Genomic DNA, 22,391 nt, shown 5'->3' with positions numbered 1-22,391 from the left:
ACTCTTCTCTTCAATGTATTTTTGCTAGTGTAGCATATGTTAATAATTTCAGTAAAGTGTTAAATTTCAGAAATATTTTGATGTACTATGGAAATTTTCCGATAGTCTTATTGAAGATAAGCTTTAAGCTCTGTTAATAGTGACTGACAAATGATGACTGACTCAACTGTATGATTTGTTATTTCAAGAGAATGGTCAGCATTTTCTATAATAGCAAGCTCATGTGAAGAAAGTTGTTCTATGCTTTCTTTTGAGTAGTGGGGATCAGCTGTACCGATTGCTAGAAATGCATGCTTTTCTAGCAAATTTTTCATAACATGTTCAAGTCCCAGGAGCGGCGTTAAAAGTACATAACGAGAGGGAATAGGGGAAGACTGCTGCATATAAAAATCTGTAATTGGCAATGTTCCGAGTGACTTTCCTATGTAGACAGCTTCTGTATAAGATTTTGTGCTTAAGACATATTCCACAATAGAATTCGCGGCATTATAAACCATTGCTGAAATGGCTTATGGTTCCTGCTCAAATTGCTTTGAATTAAATGAATAGCATACTTGTACTACATCATAGCCAAGCTCTAGCATCAGCTCAGAGGAATAATAAAGAAGTGGTTTTTCATACGTATAACCTGTGCCAGAGAACAAAAAACACACCTTATTACTAGTACTATCAAAGTAATTGTATGAGATCCCGTTGTATTGTTCTTTTATTGATTTGATTTTCATGGAAATTCCACCCATTTACTCCTTTTTTATTTTATAATCTTACTATAACAAGGGGGGAGAAATATATGAAGGCTATAATCATTAATGAGTTTGGTACTTCTGATGTTTTAAAGTATGTGGAGTGTCCAAAGCCCACTATTTCAGCAGGGGAAGTATTAATACGTACGACATATACGAGTGTGAATTTTGCTGATATTAAAAATAGAAATGGTAATAAAGCGAAAGCAAATTTCCCAATGATACTCGGTTTAGATGTAGCTGGTGTAGTTGAAGAGGTTTTTGATGGGGACAGTAATTTTAAAAGGGGAGACCAAGTTATTGCATTCCCGAAAAACGGAGCCTATGCAGAATATGTGGTGGCGAAAGAGCAGCTCGTCTTTAAAGTTCCGAATGAGGTCCCTTTGGAAAAGGCGGCCGCTGTGCCAACGGTTTTGTTTCTATCCTATCTTTTGACACATCGAATTGCTCCAATTAGTACAGATGATAGCGTATTAATTCATGCTGCATCTGGTGGGGTAGGGACAATGCTGATTCAAATGACGAAAAAGCTAGGCGCCAAGAAGATAATTGGCACGGTTAGCGATATGAAAAAAGCGACGATTGCATATGAATTAGGTGCCCATCATGTACTGACATACGACGATTTCAGTGCTCAAGTCAATGAATATACAGATGGTCAAGGTGTTAATATTGTTTTTGACTCAATTGCAGGAAATATTACGGAAGAGAGCTTTAATTGTTTAGCTCCGTATGGGACGCTAGTGCAATTTGGAAATAGTGGTGGTAAAGCTGGGAATATTAAAACATCTGATTTACATAATAGCTGCCGCAATGTGAAAGGCTTTAGCTTAGGAACGACTCGAGCTTCCAAGCCAGAAATGCTACAACAAGTTGCACAGGAGATGTTTGCGTTATTGAAGGATGAAAGCTTCCAAGTACCAATTGCTAATATCTTTAAATTAGAAGACATGCAGAAAGCGCATGACCTAATGGAAAGTCGCCAGCATCAAGGGAAGATTTTAATTAAAATATAAAATAACCAAGCCCGGTATAGATACACGCTATATTGGATTTTTCAAAAACGGGCTAAGGGAATCTTGATGAGTACCATAAAAATGTTGTGGTAGATGTTAATATTGATTAAATGATGAAAAGATGACTCTGATAATCCAGACTCATCTTTTTTATATTGGTATAGAAAGTGTTATTGCTTGTCTAGTTCATTGATTTTTTCATATATACGTCGCTTACGATAGAGCATAATTCCTGCTTCAGCAACATCCTGAATCATTCCTTTATTTGCATAGGCCCCGAAAATCATACCAGCTACCGGAATCATTTGAAATAGCTTTTTCCAGCCAAATTGATCACGATACGTAAGAAATACTTCCTGCCAGCCTTGCAGTTGTGAAATCATATCTTCCGCTGCATGATTCGTATTATGCATAGAAGAAAGCTCCTTCAATATAGCTTCTTTGCCGACAATATCAGCAGAGGAGAATTGGAGACATTTAACAATAAAAATTCGTTCCACTTTATCGTTTGGATTATAGCCGTGAATGATTGCAATCTCTTGCAATGTTTTTAAAGCCATTCCTAAAATAAAAGGAATGTCAATAGCCAGTGTAAAGATACCACCAAAGCCGGTAGAAGCACCTTGTACTGTTGCTAATTTTACGCGTTCATTTTGGAGTTTGTCACTTAGTGCAATCATATCCTCCAAAGGGATTTGTCCAATATCGGATATAGCAAAAATATTATGAAACGAAGAATTGTTTCGGATTTTCTGCAGCATAGTCTGTTCATTAATTAAGTATTGACCACCTGATTGAATATAGCTCCCTAATTCATCAACTAGTAAAGCTATCTTATTTTGAAGAAAGGCAGGAGTCATCTTGTCTAAGATTTTAAACGGAATGCGACCTAATTTCTCCCAAAACCATAAATCCTTTTGATCTTTCTCCCATGCTTGAATTTCCCGTAAATGCTTTTCTAATTGCTCGAGATTCTCCATTTTGTCTTTTCCCCTTATATTTGCATTTAATTTAAATACGAGAAGATTTTTAAAAAGGTTTCGTTAGTTTTATAAATATTTTGAAGTTATTCTGGCGTGAATGATTACCAAACTGTTGCAAGTAACTCGATGGCTTCGTTGATTTGCTCAAGAGTTAGCCCACCGTAGCCCATAATGACCTTAGCGTGTTTAGAGCCATGTTGATAGGAGGTTGAACATGGATAGACTTTAATGCCCACTTCCTCGGCCAGTTTAATTGCCTCCTGTTCGGAAAGCCTTTTTGGTAATTTCATAACAATATGTAACCCAGATTTTTCACCAATAACTTCGAATTCCTTAGAAAAATTTGCGTTAATCGCTGCTAGTAAAGTTTGTTGCTTTTTTCGATAAATAGTACGCATTTTGGCTAAATGCTTATCGAAAAAACCTTGAGCAATAAAATCGGCTAATACAAGCTGATCTATTTTTGAGACAACAGATTTTTGCTCCTGATTAAAAAGCATAAATTCTTCGACTAGCGATTTAGGCAAAATCATATAACTAATGCGCAGTGATGGAATAAGTGTTTTAGAAAAGGTTCCGAAATAAATAACGCGTTGCAGCTGATCCATTTTTGCTAAGGAGGGGATAGGGAGCCCCTTATAACGAAATTCTGAGTCATAGTCATCCTCAATAATATATGCATTATCAGAAGTAGCCCATTGCAGAAGTTCTGCACGCCGTTCAACAGGCATAACCATTCCTAGAGGAAACTGATGTGCGGGTGTTGTGTATAACATGTGGATGGATTTTTTCGGTATTGTTACCCCTAAGTTATCAACAGGAATAGCATGAGTTGTTAATCCACATTGTTGCAATGTTGCACGTACTCTTTTAAAGCCAGGCTCCTCTAAGCCAACATGTGATTTTTGGCCAAAAAATTGGCAGAGAGCCTGAAGCTGATTTTGTGTACCACTATAAACAAACACCTGTGAGGCTTCACAAGTAACTCCTCTTGATCGTTCAACATAGCGAGCGATTTCCATCCGCAATATTGATTCTCCAGGCCAAGGACTTGTCGTTAAATTATCCACATTGAAGTGCTTTTTCAACATCTTATGCCAGATCGAAAGTGGAAAAGCGTCCTTATCCACATGTCCGTTATTAAAATCAAATTTTATATTGTATGTAGTTGATGTTATAGCTGTGGATATGTGATGTTTTTGCTGCTGTCCCCATTCAAATTCAAAGGGCGCTATAAAATAGCCAGAGCGTTCCTTACTATAGATATAGCCTTCAGCTAGTAATTGTTCATAAGCTTCCTTAATCGTATGGACACTTACATCAAGCGTTTTAGCAAGGGTTCTTTTAGAAGGTAATTGCTCGTGGGCCAGTAGTTGTTTCTTTAATATTGATTGTTTTAATTCCTCGTAAATTTGCACGTATTTCGATGTATCTCCAGTAAATGAAATCGATAACTCCAAAACATTGCTCCTCCTGGTACGGTGTATTTTTTGAAAATTGGTTATATCTATCATATCAAAAATACCGTTAAATATTAAAAAAGGAGTGAAGCAAAATGAATTTTATAGCATTAGAAAATGAGGTAGTATTACTGAAGCCATTAGAACAAGAGGACACACAAGGATTGTTGGAGGCAGGTAGTTATCCAGAGATTTGGCCACATATGTCCACAACTGTTGAGAAGATGGTCGATGTGAATAACTTTGTGGACAAGGCATTAGAAAAAAAGCATGAAAAAACTGAGTTTCCATTTGTGATTGTGGATAAAAAATCCGGAAAAATCATCGGTTCGACTCGGTTTATGGATATTGATGAAACGCATAAACGGCTTGAAATAGGTACTACATGGATTACACCCGCATTTTGGCGTACTGCCATTAATACGAATTGCAAATATTTATTATTACAATACTGCTTTGAGGTACTTAATCTACAGCGTGTTCAAATTAAAACAGACCACGAAAATTTACGTTCTCAAAAGGCGATTGAACGTTTAGGGGCAACAAAGGAGGGGGTCTTGCGTAATCATATGGTGCGGAAGGATGGTACGACTCGTCATACAGTGATGTACAGCATTACTCTACAAGAATGGCCACAAGTGAAAAAGCATTTACAGCAGTTGCTAGTTAATTCTACTGAAAAATTAGGATGAAATTGGTGTTATATAAAGCTTAAATCCAGTTTTTATAATAGGAAGTGTCAAAAATAGATAGAAGGGGAAGAGATTTATGTAACTTTGAAATAATGTTTGATCAAAATAAATTTCACCCTAAATCTACTGTTGCATAGCTAGAAACAAAAGAAAAGTCTGCTTTTGGGCAGTGCTTTTCTTTTGTTCTTTATCCCTTGAATAAATCCTCTTTGTCAACTTGGCGAAGAATCATTTTCCGTTCTTCTGAAATAAACCTCAGATTATTCTTTATTCTTAAGGATCTTGCCCTTGACTTCTCCAATCTGGACTTCTCCGTTACCTGACTGTGTAATAGAAGCATCTTTTGCCACGTGATTGACATCTAGACTACCGTCGCCTACTTGTATCTGAGCTGAGCCACCAACCTGATCAACCGTAATATGTCCATTGATATTGTTAATAACTACATCCGAACCGATATCTCGAGCGATGATGTCACCATCTCGATTATCAATTTCAAGTGAGTCGGTTAGATTCGATACTTGAATATCACCATTGATATTTTCAATCTTAGCGCTGGACGCTAGTTCTGATACTTGGATATTGCCGTCACGATGTGATTTAATATCCAGCTTAAGCTGCTTTGGAACTTTGATTTCCAGATCGACTGCCCCCGAGCCCATGGCTAGGAATTGCCCTTTAAAACGTGCATCTAAATAAGCAATATCTTTCTGTGCTTCTAGATTTAATTCCAATTTATCCATGCTGACCCCGTTGCTCTTGGCCACAGCAACGACTTCAATCTTATCCGAATCCGAGTTCCCTGAAATCTGAATCTCCCCATTCCGATGGTCAATGACAAGCTTTGTCAGACCGACCGCCGATAATTCTAGGTCCTTCGCCGATGATTCCTTTTTTGCTCCGCACGCAGCAATCAACAGTAATAACACTACAAGCATAGCGCCAATTATTCTCTTCATTCTGTTCATATTTATCCTCCTTTTTCTAGCAGAGATTGATCTAAAATTCCGCTTTTGTTGCTCAATTTTGAAGTTCGCCACTCAGACCACATCGCGTTTTACAAATATAGGGTAGGATACTAAATACATGACTGCTAGATGGATACCAATAAATACGAGAGAAAAGCCCAACGTTACCCCATCAACAGAAGGATTTCCGTATATGTACGGAGTAAGGTCAGTGTGGGAGAAGACAAAGTATTTCGTCCAGCTCCAGCCGTCCATCGCAATCGCAATAATAAACCCAGTCAACGAGACGAGCAGGGAAATAACGATGGAGAAGGTTGTGCTCCGAAAGGCGGCAGAAATCATAAATGCCAACGTAATCACGATGAGCAAGAATGGAATATTAAGCACATATCCCACAAGTAGAGCTTGCAGCATTGGAACTTCTTCTACAGCTTGGTTCTTTACATAGAAATAGCTGTCCGCTAATCCATCAAAACCGAATATGAAGCCACCAAGAAAGATTGATGTTAATACTCCAGCCACTGATAACATAAGGCCGAACAAGATAGCGGCGACATACTTGGAGATGTAGATGTTGGTGCGGCTAGCCGAACGGGTCAATAGAAGTTTAATCGTACCGGATACGAATTCAGCGGCAACAATCTCACCGGCGATAATAATGGAAATAAGAGAAACAGCAAAAATGATATTCCGTACTAGGCTCACTGCAAAGGTCCATGCATTGGTGCTAGGTGGAATGTCTTTGTCTAAATAGTACTGGTTCAGTACTATGTGTTTCTCAGCCTGCTTGATTTCAATGTTCAGCGCGTCCGGCTTGCTTGCTTCCTGACGGAGTTGCACGTTCTTTTGTTCTAACTGTACTCTCCAGTTATCGTTTACAGCGTCACTTCCGGCTGTTTTCAAATTCACGATTTGAAGTACTACGTATAACAAGACGATTGCAATCATAACCCACGTCCGCTTTCGTTTATAAATCTTCATGTTTTCATTGCGAATGAATGAAATCAATGGTCTTCCCCTCCTGTTATCTCGATAAACATGTCTTCCAGCGTCTTTTTGAGCGTGTGGACGGCATATACGTTAATTCCGGAAGCCATTAGCTTTTGGCTAATCTCCGGAATATCCGACTTGGCGATGCGGATTTGTATATGTCGTTGATCGGTCGTGATTTCATCGCCAGACATTAGCGTTTGGAGAATTTGTACAGCTAGATCCGGTCGATCGACTTCAAATCGAACTTGCAGTCGTTCATCTTCTTCCATATCTGATATTTTGTGAGTACTAATCAGTTTTCCTTTCTGCATAATAGCGACCCGATCACACATCATTTCCATCTCGGACATGAGGTGGCTGGAGATCATAATTCCCACACTTTCTTTTTGAGCTAGATGCTTCAAGTGACCTCTTAGTTCACGGATACCAGCTGGATCAAGTCCGTTGGTAGGTTCATCGAGTATAAGTAGGGAAGGTTTATGGACGAGAGCGACGGCAAGACCTAGGCGCTGACGCATGCCCAGGGAGTAGGTCGCAACCTTATCACTGATACTATGCTCCAAGCCAACGAGTGAAATGACTTCTCGGATTCTTGCTTCTGTCACGCCTGGCGTCATACGAGAGAAGTGAAGTAGATTGTCATAACCGGATAAATATTTGTACAAATCCGGATTCTCCACGATTACGCCTACATGCTTCATAGTTTGTTCAAAGTGGGTATGAGCATCTGTACCGTCAATCAGTACTTGGCCTCCTGTTTTGGACATGAGACCGACAATCATCCGAATCGTCGACGTTTTTCCTGCACCATTTGGACCGAGGAGCCCTAAGATTTCTCCCTTTTCTATATTTAGCGTTACCTGATCAACAATGATCTTGTTTCCTATTTTTTTCGTGAGATCACGAATTTGTAGCAGCGACAATGCCTACCACTCCCTTTTATTAGTAATTGGAATGAGATATACTTTTCTGTATTCTAGTGGAATCTCATCCAACTTCAAATTAGCAGAACGATTGTCATAAAGCCGAGTGACAAGAAGTCATAACCTTGATATGACAAGGGAAATTGGGTTCTCTCAGGTTGTTTTTTTCTCAGTTCAATAAGATGAAAGGAGTTGTACATATGCGTTTTCAAATTAAAAATAAAAATCGGTGGTTATGGCAGGACTGGACTATGCTTGCTATTCGTTGTCTATGGGTCGTCGCCGTTATCATTTTTATGTATCAAGATCAGCCAACCTTTACTTTTTGGAGGGTGTTTTTTCCTCTTTTACTGTGTAATCTTGTCCCATTTTTATTTGTGAAGGGTCATTATTATCAATACCTGATATCAGAGTGCTTGTTTGCTGGTGGAATATCATTATTTCTTGCTTATGATTTTGGACTGATACGTCTGTTTCCACCGGCCCTCTTTACGATTGCGTTCTATACCCGAGGGCTATCCCATTGGTTCTCGCTTCCTATCGCCGTCACACTGTTTGTTCTAAGTACAGGGGATTCTTTCAGTTCATCGTTTTCACACCCTGTCATATGGCAAAGCATAATCGATGCGCTTATCTTCTACGGGGTAAGCTACGCGCTGCAAAAAGGAGCCTTAGCGATTAATGCTATCAAACAGAAGCTTTCGTTGATAAAAGAGCAATACACAATTTTGGAGCAGTATTCATCTCAGATTGAAAGAATGACGCTGTTAGAGGAACGTTACCGTATGGCTCGTGAGCTACATGATACGATCGGTCATACCTTTACTTCCATGATTTTAGGAATGGAGACGTTAAAGTCCCATATTCATTCGGAAGAGGGAGAAGCAAAGCTGCAGGGAATGCTCAAGCTGGCGAGAACGGGACTGGATGACATTCGCCGCCAGGTGCATCAGATGGATCCAATCGAGGAGGCGCTACCATTGGATCGAGCGCTGCTTCAGATTATGGATGAATTCAAGACGAATACCGGGATTCGAATTGTATTCCGTACAATGGGTGAGCCTTATCCTGTGATGAAGCAGGCCAAGCTTGCCTTGTATCGCTGTCTGCAGGAGGCTCTAACTAACGCCAGTCGTCATGGGCAAGCCAGTACGATTCAGGTTCTTTTGCAATATGATCATACGCACTTGATGCTACAGGTACAGGATAACGGCAAGGGTGAGGACAACCTCCAGTATGGATTCGGTCTGACAGGTATGAAGGAACGTCTAGCCCCATTGCAAGGCAAACTTTTTATCCATTCGCAGCCGGATACTGGCACAATGGTAACCTGCACGATACCGAATCCATCTCATGAGGGTGGACAGAAAATCAAAATCTTGTTGGCCGATGATCAGCCATTAGTCAGTGAGAGTCTGAGATTGCTGTTAGGAGAAGAACAGGATTTCGAAGTGGTGGTTGTTGGAGATGGCAAGCAAGCCATTGAAGAATGTAAGAAGGATCGTCCCGACATTGTATTAATGGACATCAACATGCCCGAGATGGATGGTATCGAAGCTACAAAGTTTATTAAAGAGACGTGGCCAAACATTCGGGTCATTATGATTACAACAATAGAGGATGTTGCCTTGGCAGCTGAAGCGCTTCGTATTGGAGCAGAAGGCTACATGTTGAAATCGATACATCCTAAGGAATTGGCCGCAACGATCCGACTTATATATAGCGGGGGGACGATGATCTCGCAAGATATAGCTCATCAATTGTTTCAACACAAGATAGGAGTTAAGGTGCAGAATAGGTATGAACTAACTGAGCGGGAAATGGAAGTTCTCTGGTGCTTGACTGAAGGGCATCGCAATAAGGAAATTGCACAAAAGCTACATCTGTCGGAAGGTACGATACGAAATTATATCTCCTCTATTTACCTGAAATTGCAAGTGCATAGCCGTGAAGAAGCGGTGGAGAAGGCAAGAATTGAGTGTCTAATTTAACGATGAGAGAGAGGATCTACGTCAAACTATTGAATGGCACATTCTTTCTAATTCTTTAGGTGTAAAAAGTACTTATAAAATCACCTCCATTTAAATTTTAATTATATGTAAAATAATTACATTTCTATAAGTGTTCTGAAATGTAATTATAATCAAAAGTAAAGCTGAACTAATTAAAATAATTAGTTCAGCTTAAAAATACTAAAAATATAACGTTAGCTCTTGTCTTTAATAAAAATTAGTCGACCATTCTTTTTTTATAAATAAATCCTGCTACAATCCAAGTAACTAGTGACCATGCGATGATAGTAGCTATTGGAATAATGACGTCCATTGTTGTGTATGTTCCTTCTAAAGCTTCTGCTAATACTAACAATTGAGAACTTGGTAACCACTCTGCAATCTTTACAATCGGGTTAGTAGAAGATAAAGCAAGTGCAAGAGGACCAAATGAGAAAATAAGCATAACAGGTAATACGATGATGGATGCCTCCATAATCGATTTTGTGAATAAACCGCATAATGTTCCTAGTGCAATATAGAACACAGCCGAAAGCATTAAAGCGATAGCTATGATGAAAAGATTAGAAGGTTTATAACCAACTATGAAAATAGTCGTTGCTACAATAACGCTTGTAACAATAAAGACAAATAAGCTTTTACCAATTAAAATATCGCCAAGTGAAGCAGGGGAAAGCATGAGACTGCGAAGCGTATTTTTTTCTTTCTCCTCTGCAATTAAACAGCATTGTATATAGGTAGTCACAACAGAAAATGCCATATTTATCGATAGGAAATATATGCTGATAGTATGGGCACCTGTTTGATTGTATACAAAAGCCATAATAAGTGGTAGTAAGGCCATAGTGGATACCGCATAGTTACGTGAAAATTCCTTATAATCCTTCATAAAAATAGCCTGGATACGTGTCATTGAAATGTTCATACTAAATCACTCCCTGTTATTTGCATAAAAATATTACCTAGTGTTGGCTCGTTTGTATAGATGCGAGAAACTTCGTTAGATTGCATCCAATTAAACAGTTTTTCAGCATCCTGTTCTCCAGTTTGGATGACTTCACAAGCACCATTTTTTAATTCAACTGTAATAGAGTCATCGCCGAACTCTTTTTTCAAATCCTTCGGAGAACCAATTGCTCGAATTTTACCTTTATGTAGGAAGGCTACACGATCACAAAGTATTTCTGCTTCACTCATATCATGTGTTGTTAAAAATATTGTTGTCCCCATCTCGTTTAATTTGCGTAAGCCATTATAAATGTGCTGTGTATTAACAGGATCGAGTGCAGAAGTTGGTTCATCTAAAAATAATAATTCTGGTTTATGCATGATGGCACGAGCAAGTGTAACACGTTGGATCATCCCTTTAGAAAGCTGACTAATCTTCTTTTTACGTTCACCGTATAAGTTAACAAAATCCAACGCCTCTTTTACGGCCGATTTAGGCAAATGATATAAATTACTGAATAGTAATAAGTTCTCCTCGATTGAAAGTCTCGTATATAGTCCACTATTATCTGTTAAAATGCCGAAGCGTTTACGATTGTTATTTTGTTTCATCTCATTTGCTGGGCGACCAAACAATAAAACATCGCCAGCAGTTTTTTCAGTTTGTGCCGTTAATATTTTTATAGTAGTAGTTTTCCCGGAGCCGCTAGGTCCAAGGAATCCGAATATTTCTCCTTTTTGAATGGTAAATGAAACATCCTGTAATGCTGCTTCCTTATTAAATGTTTTTTTCAAATGCTGAACATCGATCACTGCGTTCATTTGAAAACCTCCCTGTGTTGTTGTTGATATCTACACTATAAGAGACAATAAGGATATCAACATTAATTTACAGGTGAAAGGCAGTAAAATGACCTTTAGTGGAGAAATATTTCAGCTGACAGGAGTCGTTTATTTCCTGGGAAATCTACTAAATTCCGAGTATTTCCTTTAAATCCGCGAGCTTATTTTTCGACAAAGGCACTATGGTCTTTTCATTGCTATTTAAGGCTAGGCTGTAGCTATTGCGAGTCCATGTAATGATTTCCCGTACCTTTTGTAAGTTAACGATATAAGAGCGATGACTTCTAAAGAAGCCGAACGGTGTCAATTTTTGCTCAAGTTCGTTTAATGATAATGTACATGGATAGGCTTCACCTGTAACATACAGTGAAACAACACCCTCAACACTTTCGATATAATCGATTTCAGGGGGATTAAATAAAATGATCTTATCATTTTTCTTTGTAGGAATTTTATCTAGTCGAATGGGTACGTTTTCTTGAGAGGGGGAAGCTGATTCTGTTTCATCCTCTTTAACATCTAATGCATGTAAGCCCATTGTATCCAATCTATGTATTTCTGTACTTGAAATAATTAAATCCTCAAAATTGTTGGATAATAAAACAACTGTTTTATTCTGTTTTTGAAGGGTATCCAATAACTGTATGACTTTTTGCTTGGAAAACTCATCTAGGTTTTGGAATGGTTCTTCTAAAACATGTATCTGTGCCTGATTGAGATATGTATGAATCAGTTTTAAACGTTGTTTCTCTCCATTTGAAAGCGTGCTGATTTTAGTGTTCTTTTGCTCAGTTAAAGCGAATAATTTTAATAAATCCTCCAGCTTTTCGGAAGAAGCATTGAAAAGCTTTAAGCAAAAGTTGATATATTCTCGAACCGTCAGTCGCTCATACAAGGCATTTTCGCGAAAATGTGTATACGTATTATTTTGCTTCGTAAACCACTGCATTAATGTATGTATTTTTGACACATCGGTATAGATGCCAATAATAATGCCAGGCTGCATAGATAAATGAAAGTTTGGATAAATTACATTTCCTCCTTCTATATAAGGATCAATAATTATGCTTTCATTTTGGTGCATTGCTTTGTCCTCCTTGACTTCGTTTGATTTCGAAAAATTGCGAGATTTCAGCCTGTACTTGTAAATAACTTTCATTACAATAGTTTGCATTATTAAAGTCCATAAAACCATGCTGACCTAGATATTGTCTCGTATGAACAGATGGGAATGTAACGAGTGTTTCTTTTAATTCATGGACATTAAAACTTTTCTCATGACCTGGTAAAATAACGAGTGTCGGACAAGAGGGGATTACATCCAAATATTGGCGAATGCGTGAACCGTAGACGCAAACGATACCTTGTAATGGTAGCGTTGATAGTCTCCAAGCTAAAGTTGCACCTACACTAAATCCAATTAACAGCACCTCATCATAATGTGTCCTAGCTTCCAATAGTATTTTGGTTAGTTTTTCAAGAGGAGAATCAAAGCCAACCTTGTTTATGAAATACTCATAGGCTTCCTGTTCTTGTTCATATGGAAATACTCTATTATCTGAATATAAAGAAATGCACTCAACAGTAGTGTTGGCGTTCCTGTATGCTTCAGCTTGCATTTTTATAAAATCGTTGATGCCATAAATCTCGTGTAAAATAAATATTTTTCTTTTCATGTAGACCTCATTTTTGCTTTTTTTAATAGTGTACCAAAAAGTAATCATATCGTATATTTTGTAAATTTTTAGGATTGATTTCGTCGTTTTTCAGTAATTAGTCCCTAAATGAAAAAAATCCACTCAGACTTCTGTGGTTCTTGATTTAACCACAGAAAGCGAGGCGGATTTTTCCGTTGATATATGCCTTTATTTCATTTCTTTAGACATAAAACCCTTCATTTCCATACTAAGTGCATTAAGCTCTTCAATAATTTCACTAAAGTCCTGAACTAGTTGTGCCTGTTCGTTTGTAGCACCATTTATTTGAGTCATGTTTTGCTTTAAATTCTCAAGATTATGATTGATACTTCGAAGCGAGGATTCAATGTTGTCAGTAGCAGTAGTTGTTTCAGTAGAAAGTTTACGAACTTCTTGTGCGACTATATTAAATCCGGCACCATGCTGACCTGCTCGTGCTGCCTCAATCGATGCATTTAATCCGAGTAGATTGGTTTGACGCGAAATATTTTTTATTAAATCGGTAATACCATTTGTTTTTTCAGCATCCTCTAAAGCAAATTGTGTTTGCTTATTAATTTCCTCGCTAGTTGCAGCTAGCTCCTCCGAATGAGAGGCAATTGTATGTACTTTATCCTGTAGGTTTTGGATAATGTCATTCATAGTAGTAATATATTTCTCCATTTGGAGAGAGTGGTCAATAGGTATTCCAAAGGCTAGCGCACCTACGATATGCCCATTTTCACGAACGGGAAAAGAAAATGCGTTAAACTCCACACCATAATATTCTTTTGGTACAGGCTCATCAGTGCTTATTCCTTTAAGTGGAAGATGTAAAATTGCATCCTGTGGGAGAAGTTTTTGTCCAATCTTATAACCAGAATCTATCCGTTTCCCAGGTAAATAAGCAATAATAGTTTCACTCTCTTTATCTACTAATCCAATCATGGACTCGCCCTTTAAAGCTAAATGCATGTAAGGGATTGACATTGTTAATGCTTCAAGAATTTTCATAGTAACCTCCTAGTATATGTAAGTCCTGTTAAACTGGACTTAATCCCGTTCTTCTATAAACGTAATGTTTTGGAAAGTAATACTTCTTTAATTGTATGAAAAAAGTAAGAAAATAAAAAGACTATATTAATACCATTATCCTTTTAAATTATACAAAATTAAGGGTACTATATGTTTAATTTTAAAACAGGGATTGGATTTGCATAGTAAGAATATTACAGACGCGATAATCATGGAGTATGTGCAATAGAACTTTGCAGAAAAAATGTAAGTCTATTGGAGTGAAAGCTTGGCGACTCTTTGGAGATTAGCGGCTCATCGGACGCTCCTAGGAAGCTTTGCTCTGCGCGTCAGCGAAGGACAGCGACCAAATGTTTTAACTGCGCGAAAGCGAAGCGTCAGCGCCAAAGCGCCCAGCCGGAACGAAAATCAACTTCTAGTTTTGCCGAAGTAAACTTTAATTATTTAATTTTTCTTTCGCAAAACCTTAACATAGCTTTCTCTTTTTTGGACAACCTAAACTAGAAATAATGGCATGAGGTGTTGATCATGAAAATAGAAAGGTCGTCCGAATGGGAAGAAGGCTTTATCAATAAATTGAATGAACTTGGAAAATGGGATAGTTGGACATTGTACAAGATGAATTATGAAATTGTGAAAATGAAGTTAATTCCTGATTTCACAGGTCTACAGGCGACAAAGTATTTACCAAATTTAAAGCCGCTTAAGCACCAGTTGGAAGCAGCAGAGACAGTTATTGAACGTATGAATGGTAAAGCGATTTTAGCTGATGAAGTAGGTCTTGGTAAAACGATTGAAGCAGGTTTAGTTTTAAAAGAATATTTGATTCGAGGACTCGTTAAAAAAGCATTAATATTAGCTCCAGCATCTCTTATTAATCAGTGGGTGGAAGAATTAAATATAAAGTTCCACATTCCGGCAGTAGCTTATAAAAAAAATGTTCAGATTGAGCGCCATGATGTCCTTATTATGAGTATGGATACGGCAAAGAAAAGTCCTCACAAAGAGCGTATTTATGAGCAGGATTACGACATGATAATTATCGACGAGGCTCATAAACTCAAAAATCATAAAACACAAATTTATGAATTCGTACAAAGTTTAAAGAAAAAGTTTTGTTTATTATTAACGGCTACACCGATTCAAAACGATGTCTTTGAATTATTTTATCTTATTTCTTTACTTAAGCCTGGCCATCTTGGCAATTATGATACATTTCAATCTGCATTCTCGGCGAGTAAGCATGATTTAGAGCATGATGATTATTTAAAGGAATTAGTGAATCAGGTGATGGTGAGGAATAGGAGAGAGGACACAGGTATTGATTGGACAAATCGACGTGTTCAAATTATCCCGATTCAATTCACGAAGGAAGAAGAGGAAGTTTATAATCTGCTCGGAACGCTTCAAAATACAGCATCTTTTTCAAAGATTACATTGCAAAAGGAAATGTGTAGTAGCAAGGAAGCAACAGGTTTAACATTATCTAAAATGCTTGAAGACAATGCGCAATCGCAAGAAATTGAAGAAATACTAGCAAAATTAATGGCCTTAGAAGTGAATTCGAAGGCGAAAAAGACCCTTGAAATAGTCGAACAGGCTAAGGATAAAGTGATTATTTTTACAGAGTATAGAGCTACTCAAATTTACTTGCAATGGTATTTGCATTCTAACGGTATAACGAGTGTCTTGTTCAACGGTAAATATAATAAAAGCAAACGTGATTATATGAAGCATCTTTTTAAGGAAAGGGCACAGGTTCTAATCGCGACAGAGGCAGGTGGTGAGGGGATTAACCTTCAATTTTGCCATCATGTCATTAACTATGATTTGCCATGGAACCCAATGAAGCTAGAGCAGCGAATTGGGCGTGTACATCGATTAGGGCAGGAGCATGATGTTCATATTTATAATCTAGCTATTGCCAATACGATTGAAGAGAAAATATTAGCATTACTTCATACGAAAATTGATGTGTTCGAAAAGGTAGTAGGCGATTTAGATGCGATTCTATCTAACTTTAAAGAATCTGTATAGTGTGAGGGAGAAGGACCATGTATCCACAGCAAGTTCATAGTTATTTACGCCAATTTTTTAATGAAAATAATTGCCCTATTTTAGGAGAAGACCATCATTATCTTACTGTACAATTAACCGTTGATATTGATAAAAGAATAATGAATCGACCTTTTTATTGGCAATACGTAGAAGCTACAAATAGTGAGGGAAATCCCGCTCAAGTAACTTTCATTACAAATCAAACAGCATCAGCTGGGGGCCTTTATGGGGAAGCTATTCATTTTGGTTCTCCGAGAATGAACCAGCTTTTTCGAGCAACAAGGGAGCTAGGGGCTTATGTTCAGCTTTTTGAAAAAGTGGATAACGCGATAGGACAAGTTATCTTAACTCCTTGGCTTGGTGTTAATTTTAAAGTGTCGTATTGCTGCGATCGAACGAAAGAAATGCTTTATTCATTTGGTATAAACTTGCTAACTGGGATAATAAAAGAGGATTTTCAAGAGACGATATGTACATCTGAATTTGACACTGTTCCAGCAGACAATGCTTTTCATGTACAATATATCATTAAGCCTCTTAGAGCACTCGAAAGATTACATGCTACTATTGAAAAGATTATTGAACGAGATGACCATTCATGGGCTACAGAAGCAAAAAAACGATGGCAGCGTGATCAGCGAGTACTTGATTATTTTTATGAGGAAGAAGAAGAGAAGCCAGAATGCTATAACATTGAAATGAAGGCATTAGAGGAACAATACGATACAAAAATTAAAATAGAAATTATTAATGGTGGATTATTTTATCTTTATTAAACGAGGAGCTGTCCTAATAGTGGGGACAGCTCCTTGCTCATTTTAACTTCTTTCATCGGGTGTCAAAACACACATTGAAATAGAGGAACTCAGTCTAAGAACGCCACGTCCTGTGGCGACGACTGAGTGACCAACATCACGTTGGCCTAAAGCCTCTGGCGGATGTCACGGAATCGGAAAGGAATGCTTAAAGGATGTTAGCCTAAAACCTTCGTATCCTGCGAAAACGGCTAACTGACCTGCATCGGTAATAACGCCACGTCCTGTGGCATTACCGAAATGACCGACATCGTGTCGGCCCTCTCGCAGGCCTAAGCACAAAGCAGATTCGGGACGGAATAATGCCGAGGAATTATTGATTATTCCTCGAAAATACTTTGTAATTGCGCCAATTTATTATCCCAAAATAAATCAAAGTACTGTAGCCAGTCTTCAATTTCTTTTAGTTTTTCGGCGTGTAATGTGTAAATTTTTTCTCGGCCCTTTTTCTGAGCAGAAACTAGCTCAGCCTGTTCTAAAATTTTTAAATGCTTCACGACAGCAGTTCGGCTTATAGAAAAATTTTCAGAAATGAGTGAGATGGGTTTATCACTTGAGGCAAGTAGCTGTAGGACATGACGTCTTGTTGGATCAGCGATTGCTTGAAAAACATCATTTTTTACAGCAAGCTGTGTCATTGTGATTCCACAACCTCTTTAAATTTTTGATCGACAATTTTTGTCCAGCCGTCAGCCATAATTTTTCGAATAGCTTCAGCAGGCATATTAGCTTTAGGAATGATATGTGTAGCTTCTTTCCAGCCACCATGCGTTAACGTGAATTCAGTTTGTCCACCAGTTTCTTTCAGTTCAAAAGTGACAAACCATCCATCAGTATCCCATGCAAAACGCACAAAATGTGGAGCATCTACTTGTTCTACTCGACATGGTGAAGGACCAAATGGTGATTGTATTGTAAATTCATGACCTTCAACTGGCTTAAAATCATTTGGCATAAGCCAAGAAGCAATCTTTTCAGCATCCGTTACTGTTTCCCATACTTTTTCAATCGGTGCATTAAGTGTAACTGTTTTAACAATATTCTCTAGTTTTTCTGTCATTTAAAATGAACTCCTTTGCAAAAATATAACCTTAAGGTGTTATGAATATATAACACCTTAAGGTTATATGTCAATTATAAATACATTGGATAAATTTTTACCGCGTCTTTTTGTGTAGCCTCACTTATGTTAAAATTATTTTTATAATTTTCTGACTAAAAGGGAGGTCATTAAAGTGGTGAACATATCTGTCTTTTTATTAATGTGCATTTTATTAATTATTTTGCCTGGTCCAGATACGGCGATTGCAACAAAAAATACATTGACTGTAAGCAGAAAGGGAGGCTTACAGACTTTACTCGGTTCGTGCTGTGGATTATTGATCCATACTTTTGCAGCGGTTATTGGACTTTCCGCAATTATTGTTAAGTCAGCATATGTATTTACCATTTTAAAATACGTCGGCGCGGTCTATTTATGCTATTTAGGTGTCAAAACCTTATGGGCATTACGAGTAATACGGACACAGCTTCCAGTTGTACAAGACGAAACCCAAATCGACCACAAATATTCGGAACAATCATGCTTTAAACAAGGCTTTTTAACGAACGTTACAAACCCAAAGGTGGCTGTATTTTTTCTAACATTTTTACCTCAGTTTGTAGATGGAAAGAGCGGTACATTTATGCCGTTTCTTATAATGGGGCTCATTTATACTGCATTAACAGGATTTTGGTTTGTGTTTTATGTTTACTTGTTGGATAAAATTAGCGCATTTATGAAAAAGCCAACGACAAAGGCTGTTATCGAAGGATTGACAGGTGCAGTATTAATTGGATTCGGCATTAAATTGGCATTAGAAAAAGCTCACTAAGATTTTATTGAAAATCAAAAAATATTTAAGATTGTTATGAATTAAGTAACTGAATACAATGTCACACATTTTACAGGTCTAAAAAAGGATAGATGAACAGGAAGAATACCTGTTTTCATCTATCCTTTTTTACAACAAATGACCTCGACAACTTTTTTGTTGTTCAACTAACGCACCTTGATAGTTTGAGTGTAATGCTTCACGATTCCCTCCAGAGTGGGCCATTGCTATTCAATCAAGAATCTTTCTCCTTTTTCATCAAATGTATGCTTAAAATCAAATGCAAAAGAAGTTGGACCATGCTGAATATAATAGTTGTATCTCTTAAATGCCTCCTCCCATGACACATCCTTCACCTTTTCTGTCCACCAAACTACATAAGAAAGGTGTTTCTCTGGATATGGCTCGATCCATTTGCTTCTATCTCGTAATGCTTGTATATGCTTTCCGGAATAGGTAAAGCGATATAATGATTGAAGATTTCTCCATACTGTTAACGTAAGAATAGGAGGACCCTTTCCCTTTACGGTTTCTTCAGGGAAAGGGACTCCTTCAGGTGAAAAAGTCTCTATAAGTCCTGATTTAGTTGCCTGACGGTATACTTCATTTCCCACTTGATAAAATTCACGAGAGGCTGGGTGGTCATAGGGATGGTTTAGCCTACCAACAGTATAGATTGAAACTAACGCCATAAATTGCCCTCCATTTATAGTCTTTTTATAGATATATTAGAGTGAAAATGTGAAAATTCCTCCTTCGACTAACCTGCCTATTAAAGCTCACTTTAGCTTCGTTCAAAGTGAACATAAAAGCTTCACGGAAATTATGTATTGCATTCCGTGAAGCTTAAATACTCGATATTTAGAAGAAAAGTAACCCAATGCTAATAATAATGCCTGTAAAGATTAAAACGAATAAACAAAATCCCATTATATCCCTAGCCTTTAAGCCAGCGATTGCAAGGGCTGGAAGTGCCCAGAACGGTTGAATCATATTCGTCCAAGCGTCACCCCACGCAATAGCCATAGCGGTTTTTGCATAGTCGGCACCTAAAGTGGTTGCGGCATCTAACATAATAGGAGCTTGCACTGCCCATTGTCCACCGCCTGACGGTATAAAGAAGTTAACAAGTCCTGCTGAGAAAAATGTGAATAAATAGAATGTATGTTCGTTGGAAATATTAACGAACCATTCTGAGAATACAGCGGCTAAACCAGAAGCGGTCATCATGCCCATAATCCCTGCATAAAACGGAAATTGAAAAACGATGCCTGTTGTAGTTTTAATAGCATCTTGTGCAGCAGCAAGGAAACGCTGTGGTGTCCCGTGAAAAATGATTCCTAACACAATAAAAATCGTATTAATTACATTTAAATCAAGAACAAAGCCTTTTGTAATAAAGTGATGAACTAAATAGACAAGTCCGATAATACTAATTAAAATCGTTAAAATATAACTACGTTCAGAGCGGCTGGCAAAGTTGTTTTCAGGCTTAGGTAACTCTGTTTTTTCTTCTACTAATAATGCAGGGTCAACCTCAACCGTATCCTCTTCCTTTGGCATCATCCAACGATTAAACAACGGTAAAGTGAAGACGATAACAATGACTATAAATAAGTTATACGTTGAGAAAAGTGTAACATTTGTTGGTATGATGCCCATAATGTCTGCAAACTTATGACCCTCAGTTGCAATGGATAGTGGAATTGAGCCAGCTAATCCACCATGCCAAATAACAAAGCCTGAGTAGGCACTAGCAATTAATAAACGATAATCTACCTTTTTAACATGACGAGCAATTTCTTTTGCAAAGAGAGCACCAATAACAAGTCCGAATCCCCAGTTAATCCAGCAAGCTATTAGTGATACGAATGTAATAATGATAATTGCCATGCCTGGTGTTTTTATATTACTTGCGATGGCTGATAATCCTTTTTTAAAGACAGGACTATTCGCTAAAATGTGACCTGCAGCCAAGACAATCACCATTTGCATTGTAAATGCTAATAGCTCCCAAAATCCATCTCCCCAATAGATCACCATATCGAGCGGAGAAGAATCTGTTAATGCAACCCCTAATAATAACGTCAACACTGTGAGTATAGTGACAAAAATATATGGATCAGGTAAATATTTTTCCATAATAGCATTTGAAATTCTTGTTAACGTTTTCATGTTAGAAATCCCCCTTATCTTATTGCTAATTTTACATAGAAAACCGAATTGAGGAAGATAAAAATCAGCATTAAGTACGATAAATGAAACGTAATGTAGAAAAGAATTCGTGGCTATTATCGCGGATATTGTGGAATCAAATAATTATTGAAATCATAACAAAGCCTTATTGCTATTGTATTTAACTACATATTTTTTTAGAAAAAGGATTAGTAGGAGATAAGGAGAATTTATTACTAAATAGAGATTTTGAGAATATATTTTATAACAAATTAGAATAAATGAGGTATCTATATGGAGTTGCGAGATTTAAAAGCATTTATGACTGTTGTTGAACATGGGAGCTTTACAAAGGCAGCTAATGAATCCTTTGTATCACAGCCTTCATTAAGCAAAAGCATTAGAAAGTTGGAGGATGCTCTTCATGTAGAGTTATTAAACCGCTCTACACGCAATATAGAATTAACGGACGCTGGTAGTATCGTCTATAAACAAGGGCAAAAAATAATACGTTCTGTACATGATTTGCATATATTATTGGATGATTTATCGAACATTGAAACAGGTACGATTAAACTAGGAATTCCGCCGCTAATTGGTACACTATTTTTTCCTGAAATCGCTCGAAAGTTTCATAAGCAATATCCTAAGGTGCATTTAGAGCTTGTGGAACGTGGAGCTAAAATGATCGGAACATTAGTAGAAAATGGCGATGTTGATATGGGGATTGTTGTTATACCTACAGATGAAAGGAAATTTTCTGTTCAATCATTTGTGGAAGACCAATTTTTTGTCTTTATTAATGAGTCCCATCCATTAGCTCAGCAAGAGCATATTCTATTACAAGATTTAAAAAATGAGACATTCATTATCTTTGCAGAGGAATTCACACTGCATGATTATGTTATTAAATCATGTAAAAGCGTAGGATTTACACCAATAATCGGCTATAAAAGCTCGCAATGGGATTTAATAGTAGAGCTAGTATCCTCGAATTTAGGGGTGACACTTTTACCATATTCAATAGCCGCTAAGCAGACAAATAAAAATGTCAAAATTATTCCGTTGCTTGATTTTGACATGCCATGGCGTTTAGGTGTTATTACGAAGAAGAATACATATCAATCTTTTGCCTTAAAGCAATTACTCAATACAATACGTTCTGAAAATTGATTTA

The 22,391-nt window shown here is 37.5% G+C and carries 23 protein-coding genes and 1 other annotated feature (1 of these 24 cut by a window edge); of the genes, 7 read left to right on the top strand and 16 right to left on the bottom strand.

Annotated features, from left to right (window positions below; translation table 11 throughout):
* Positions 1-23: a binding site (T-box leader), on the bottom strand (it extends 242 nt beyond the left edge of the window).
* An 84-nt stretch (positions 24-107) separates the two neighbouring features.
* Entirely contained in the window at positions 108-497 is a 390-nt protein-coding gene (locus JNUCC51_RS10080) for a hypothetical protein (protein ID WP_337991873.1), read from the bottom strand.
* 12 nt (positions 498-509) lie between these two features.
* A complete protein-coding gene (locus JNUCC51_RS10075) occupies positions 510-725 on the bottom strand; it encodes a hypothetical protein (RefSeq protein ID WP_337991872.1) in 216 nt (71 codons plus the stop codon).
* Positions 726-790: 65 nt separating this feature from the next.
* On the opposite strand from JNUCC51_RS10075, the gene JNUCC51_RS10070 reads away from it, so the two are divergent.
* Complete coding sequence (locus tag JNUCC51_RS10070; RefSeq protein WP_337991871.1) at positions 791-1,759, top strand: quinone oxidoreductase family protein; 969 nt, start codon at positions 791-793, stop codon at positions 1,757-1,759.
* A 170-nt stretch (positions 1,760-1,929) separates the two neighbouring features.
* Here JNUCC51_RS10070 and JNUCC51_RS10065 read toward each other — a convergent pair whose 3' ends face one another.
* Entirely contained in the window at positions 1,930-2,739 is an 810-nt protein-coding gene (locus tag JNUCC51_RS10065; protein WP_337991870.1) for an EcsC family protein, read from the bottom strand.
* A gap of 104 nt (positions 2,740-2,843) precedes the next feature.
* Positions 2,844-4,202: a MocR-like pyridoxine biosynthesis transcription factor PdxR gene (gene pdxR, locus JNUCC51_RS10060; RefSeq protein ID WP_337991869.1), complete on the bottom strand. Its 1,359-nt coding sequence runs from the start codon at positions 4,200-4,202 to the stop codon at positions 2,844-2,846.
* Between the two features lie 95 nt (positions 4,203-4,297).
* Between pdxR and JNUCC51_RS10055 the strand changes: the two genes are divergently transcribed.
* Complete coding sequence (locus tag JNUCC51_RS10055; protein ID WP_337991868.1) at positions 4,298-4,894, top strand: GNAT family N-acetyltransferase; 597 nt, start codon at positions 4,298-4,300, stop codon at positions 4,892-4,894.
* A 260-nt stretch (positions 4,895-5,154) separates the two neighbouring features.
* Here JNUCC51_RS10055 and JNUCC51_RS10050 read toward each other — a convergent pair whose 3' ends face one another.
* From JNUCC51_RS10050 to JNUCC51_RS10040, 3 genes are all read right to left on the bottom strand, one after another.
* Positions 5,155-5,862, bottom strand: coding sequence for a DUF4097 family beta strand repeat-containing protein (locus tag JNUCC51_RS10050; protein WP_337991867.1), 708 nt, complete (start codon positions 5,860-5,862; stop codon positions 5,155-5,157).
* A gap of 72 nt (positions 5,863-5,934) precedes the next feature.
* Positions 5,935-6,870, bottom strand: a complete 936-nt coding sequence (locus JNUCC51_RS10045; RefSeq protein ID WP_337991866.1) for an ABC transporter permease — start codon at positions 6,868-6,870, stop codon at positions 5,935-5,937.
* Positions 6,867-7,778 (bottom strand): ABC transporter ATP-binding protein, encoded by a 912-nt coding sequence (locus tag JNUCC51_RS10040; RefSeq protein WP_337991865.1) that lies wholly within the window; start codon positions 7,776-7,778, stop codon positions 6,867-6,869. Before JNUCC51_RS10040 ends, JNUCC51_RS10045 begins: the two co-directional genes overlap by 4 nt.
* A gap of 200 nt (positions 7,779-7,978) precedes the next feature.
* On the opposite strand from JNUCC51_RS10040, the gene JNUCC51_RS10035 reads away from it, so the two are divergent.
* The gene (locus tag JNUCC51_RS10035; RefSeq protein ID WP_337991864.1) at positions 7,979-9,769 is read left to right on the top strand and encodes a response regulator; all 1,791 of its coding nucleotides are present in this window, start codon (positions 7,979-7,981) and stop codon (positions 9,767-9,769) included.
* Between the two features lie 238 nt (positions 9,770-10,007).
* Here JNUCC51_RS10035 and JNUCC51_RS10030 read toward each other — a convergent pair whose 3' ends face one another.
* The 5 genes from JNUCC51_RS10030 to JNUCC51_RS10010 all read right to left on the bottom strand — a co-directional run bounded on the left by JNUCC51_RS10030 (position 10,008) and on the right by JNUCC51_RS10010 (position 14,271).
* Positions 10,008-10,715 carry an ABC transporter permease gene (locus tag JNUCC51_RS10030; protein ID WP_337991863.1) on the bottom strand — a complete coding sequence of 236 codons (708 nt, stop codon included), beginning with the start codon at positions 10,713-10,715 and terminating at the stop codon, positions 10,008-10,010.
* Positions 10,712-11,560, bottom strand: a complete 849-nt coding sequence (locus JNUCC51_RS10025) for an ABC transporter ATP-binding protein (RefSeq protein ID WP_337991862.1) — start codon at positions 11,558-11,560, stop codon at positions 10,712-10,714. The genes JNUCC51_RS10030 and JNUCC51_RS10025 overlap by 4 nt, the downstream gene beginning before the upstream one ends.
* A 148-nt stretch (positions 11,561-11,708) precedes the next feature.
* A complete protein-coding gene (locus JNUCC51_RS10020; RefSeq protein ID WP_337991861.1) occupies positions 11,709-12,665 on the bottom strand; it encodes a LytTR family transcriptional regulator DNA-binding domain-containing protein in 957 nt (318 codons plus the stop codon).
* Positions 12,652-13,257, bottom strand: coding sequence for a dienelactone hydrolase family protein (locus JNUCC51_RS10015; protein WP_337991860.1), 606 nt, complete (start codon positions 13,255-13,257; stop codon positions 12,652-12,654). The genes JNUCC51_RS10020 and JNUCC51_RS10015 overlap by 14 nt, the downstream gene beginning before the upstream one ends.
* A gap of 189 nt (positions 13,258-13,446) precedes the next feature.
* Positions 13,447-14,271, bottom strand: coding sequence for a methyl-accepting chemotaxis protein (locus JNUCC51_RS10010; RefSeq protein WP_337991859.1), 825 nt, complete (start codon positions 14,269-14,271; stop codon positions 13,447-13,449).
* Between the two features lie 549 nt (positions 14,272-14,820).
* Here JNUCC51_RS10010 and JNUCC51_RS10005 point away from each other — a divergent pair.
* Both JNUCC51_RS10005 and JNUCC51_RS10000 read left to right on the top strand, forming a co-directional pair.
* Entirely contained in the window at positions 14,821-16,329 is a 1,509-nt protein-coding gene (locus tag JNUCC51_RS10005) for a DEAD/DEAH box helicase (RefSeq protein ID WP_337991858.1), read from the top strand.
* A 17-nt stretch (positions 16,330-16,346) separates the two neighbouring features.
* A complete protein-coding gene (locus tag JNUCC51_RS10000; protein ID WP_337991857.1) occupies positions 16,347-17,126 on the top strand; it encodes a YqhG family protein in 780 nt (259 codons plus the stop codon).
* A gap of 359 nt (positions 17,127-17,485) precedes the next feature.
* On the opposite strand, the gene JNUCC51_RS09995 is transcribed toward JNUCC51_RS10000, so the two are convergent.
* Together JNUCC51_RS09995 and JNUCC51_RS09990 are read right to left on the bottom strand one after the other, a co-directional pair.
* A complete protein-coding gene (locus JNUCC51_RS09995; protein ID WP_268637967.1) occupies positions 17,486-17,803 on the bottom strand; it encodes an ArsR/SmtB family transcription factor in 318 nt (105 codons plus the stop codon).
* Positions 17,800-18,225: an SRPBCC family protein gene (locus tag JNUCC51_RS09990; protein ID WP_337991856.1), complete on the bottom strand. Its 426-nt coding sequence runs from the start codon at positions 18,223-18,225 to the stop codon at positions 17,800-17,802. The genes JNUCC51_RS09995 and JNUCC51_RS09990 overlap by 4 nt, the downstream gene beginning before the upstream one ends.
* Positions 18,226-18,400: 175 nt before the next feature.
* On the opposite strand from JNUCC51_RS09990, the gene JNUCC51_RS09985 reads away from it, so the two are divergent.
* Positions 18,401-19,039, top strand: a complete 639-nt coding sequence (locus JNUCC51_RS09985) for a LysE family translocator (protein ID WP_337991855.1) — start codon at positions 18,401-18,403, stop codon at positions 19,037-19,039.
* Between the two features lie 227 nt (positions 19,040-19,266).
* On the opposite strand, the gene JNUCC51_RS09980 is transcribed toward JNUCC51_RS09985, so the two are convergent.
* Complete coding sequence (locus JNUCC51_RS09980) at positions 19,267-19,731, bottom strand: DUF3291 domain-containing protein (RefSeq protein ID WP_337991854.1); 465 nt, start codon at positions 19,729-19,731, stop codon at positions 19,267-19,269.
* A gap of 169 nt (positions 19,732-19,900) precedes the next feature.
* Positions 19,901-21,214, bottom strand: coding sequence for a short-chain fatty acid transporter (locus JNUCC51_RS09975; protein ID WP_337991853.1), 1,314 nt, complete (start codon positions 21,212-21,214; stop codon positions 19,901-19,903).
* A 294-nt stretch (positions 21,215-21,508) separates the two neighbouring features.
* Here JNUCC51_RS09975 and JNUCC51_RS09970 point away from each other — a divergent pair, with 294 nt between their 5' ends.
* The gene (locus JNUCC51_RS09970; protein WP_337991852.1) at positions 21,509-22,387 is read left to right on the top strand and encodes a LysR family transcriptional regulator; all 879 of its coding nucleotides are present in this window, start codon (positions 21,509-21,511) and stop codon (positions 22,385-22,387) included.
* Positions 22,388-22,391: the final 4 nt, after the last annotated feature.

It is taken from the genome of Lysinibacillus sp. JNUCC 51 (assembly GCF_015999525.1).
GTDB lineage: Bacteria > Bacillota > Bacilli > Bacillales_A > Planococcaceae > Lysinibacillus > Lysinibacillus xylanilyticus.
The sequence above is the reverse complement of the archived record's forward strand: the minus strand, read 5'-3'. Positions and strand labels throughout refer to the sequence as shown.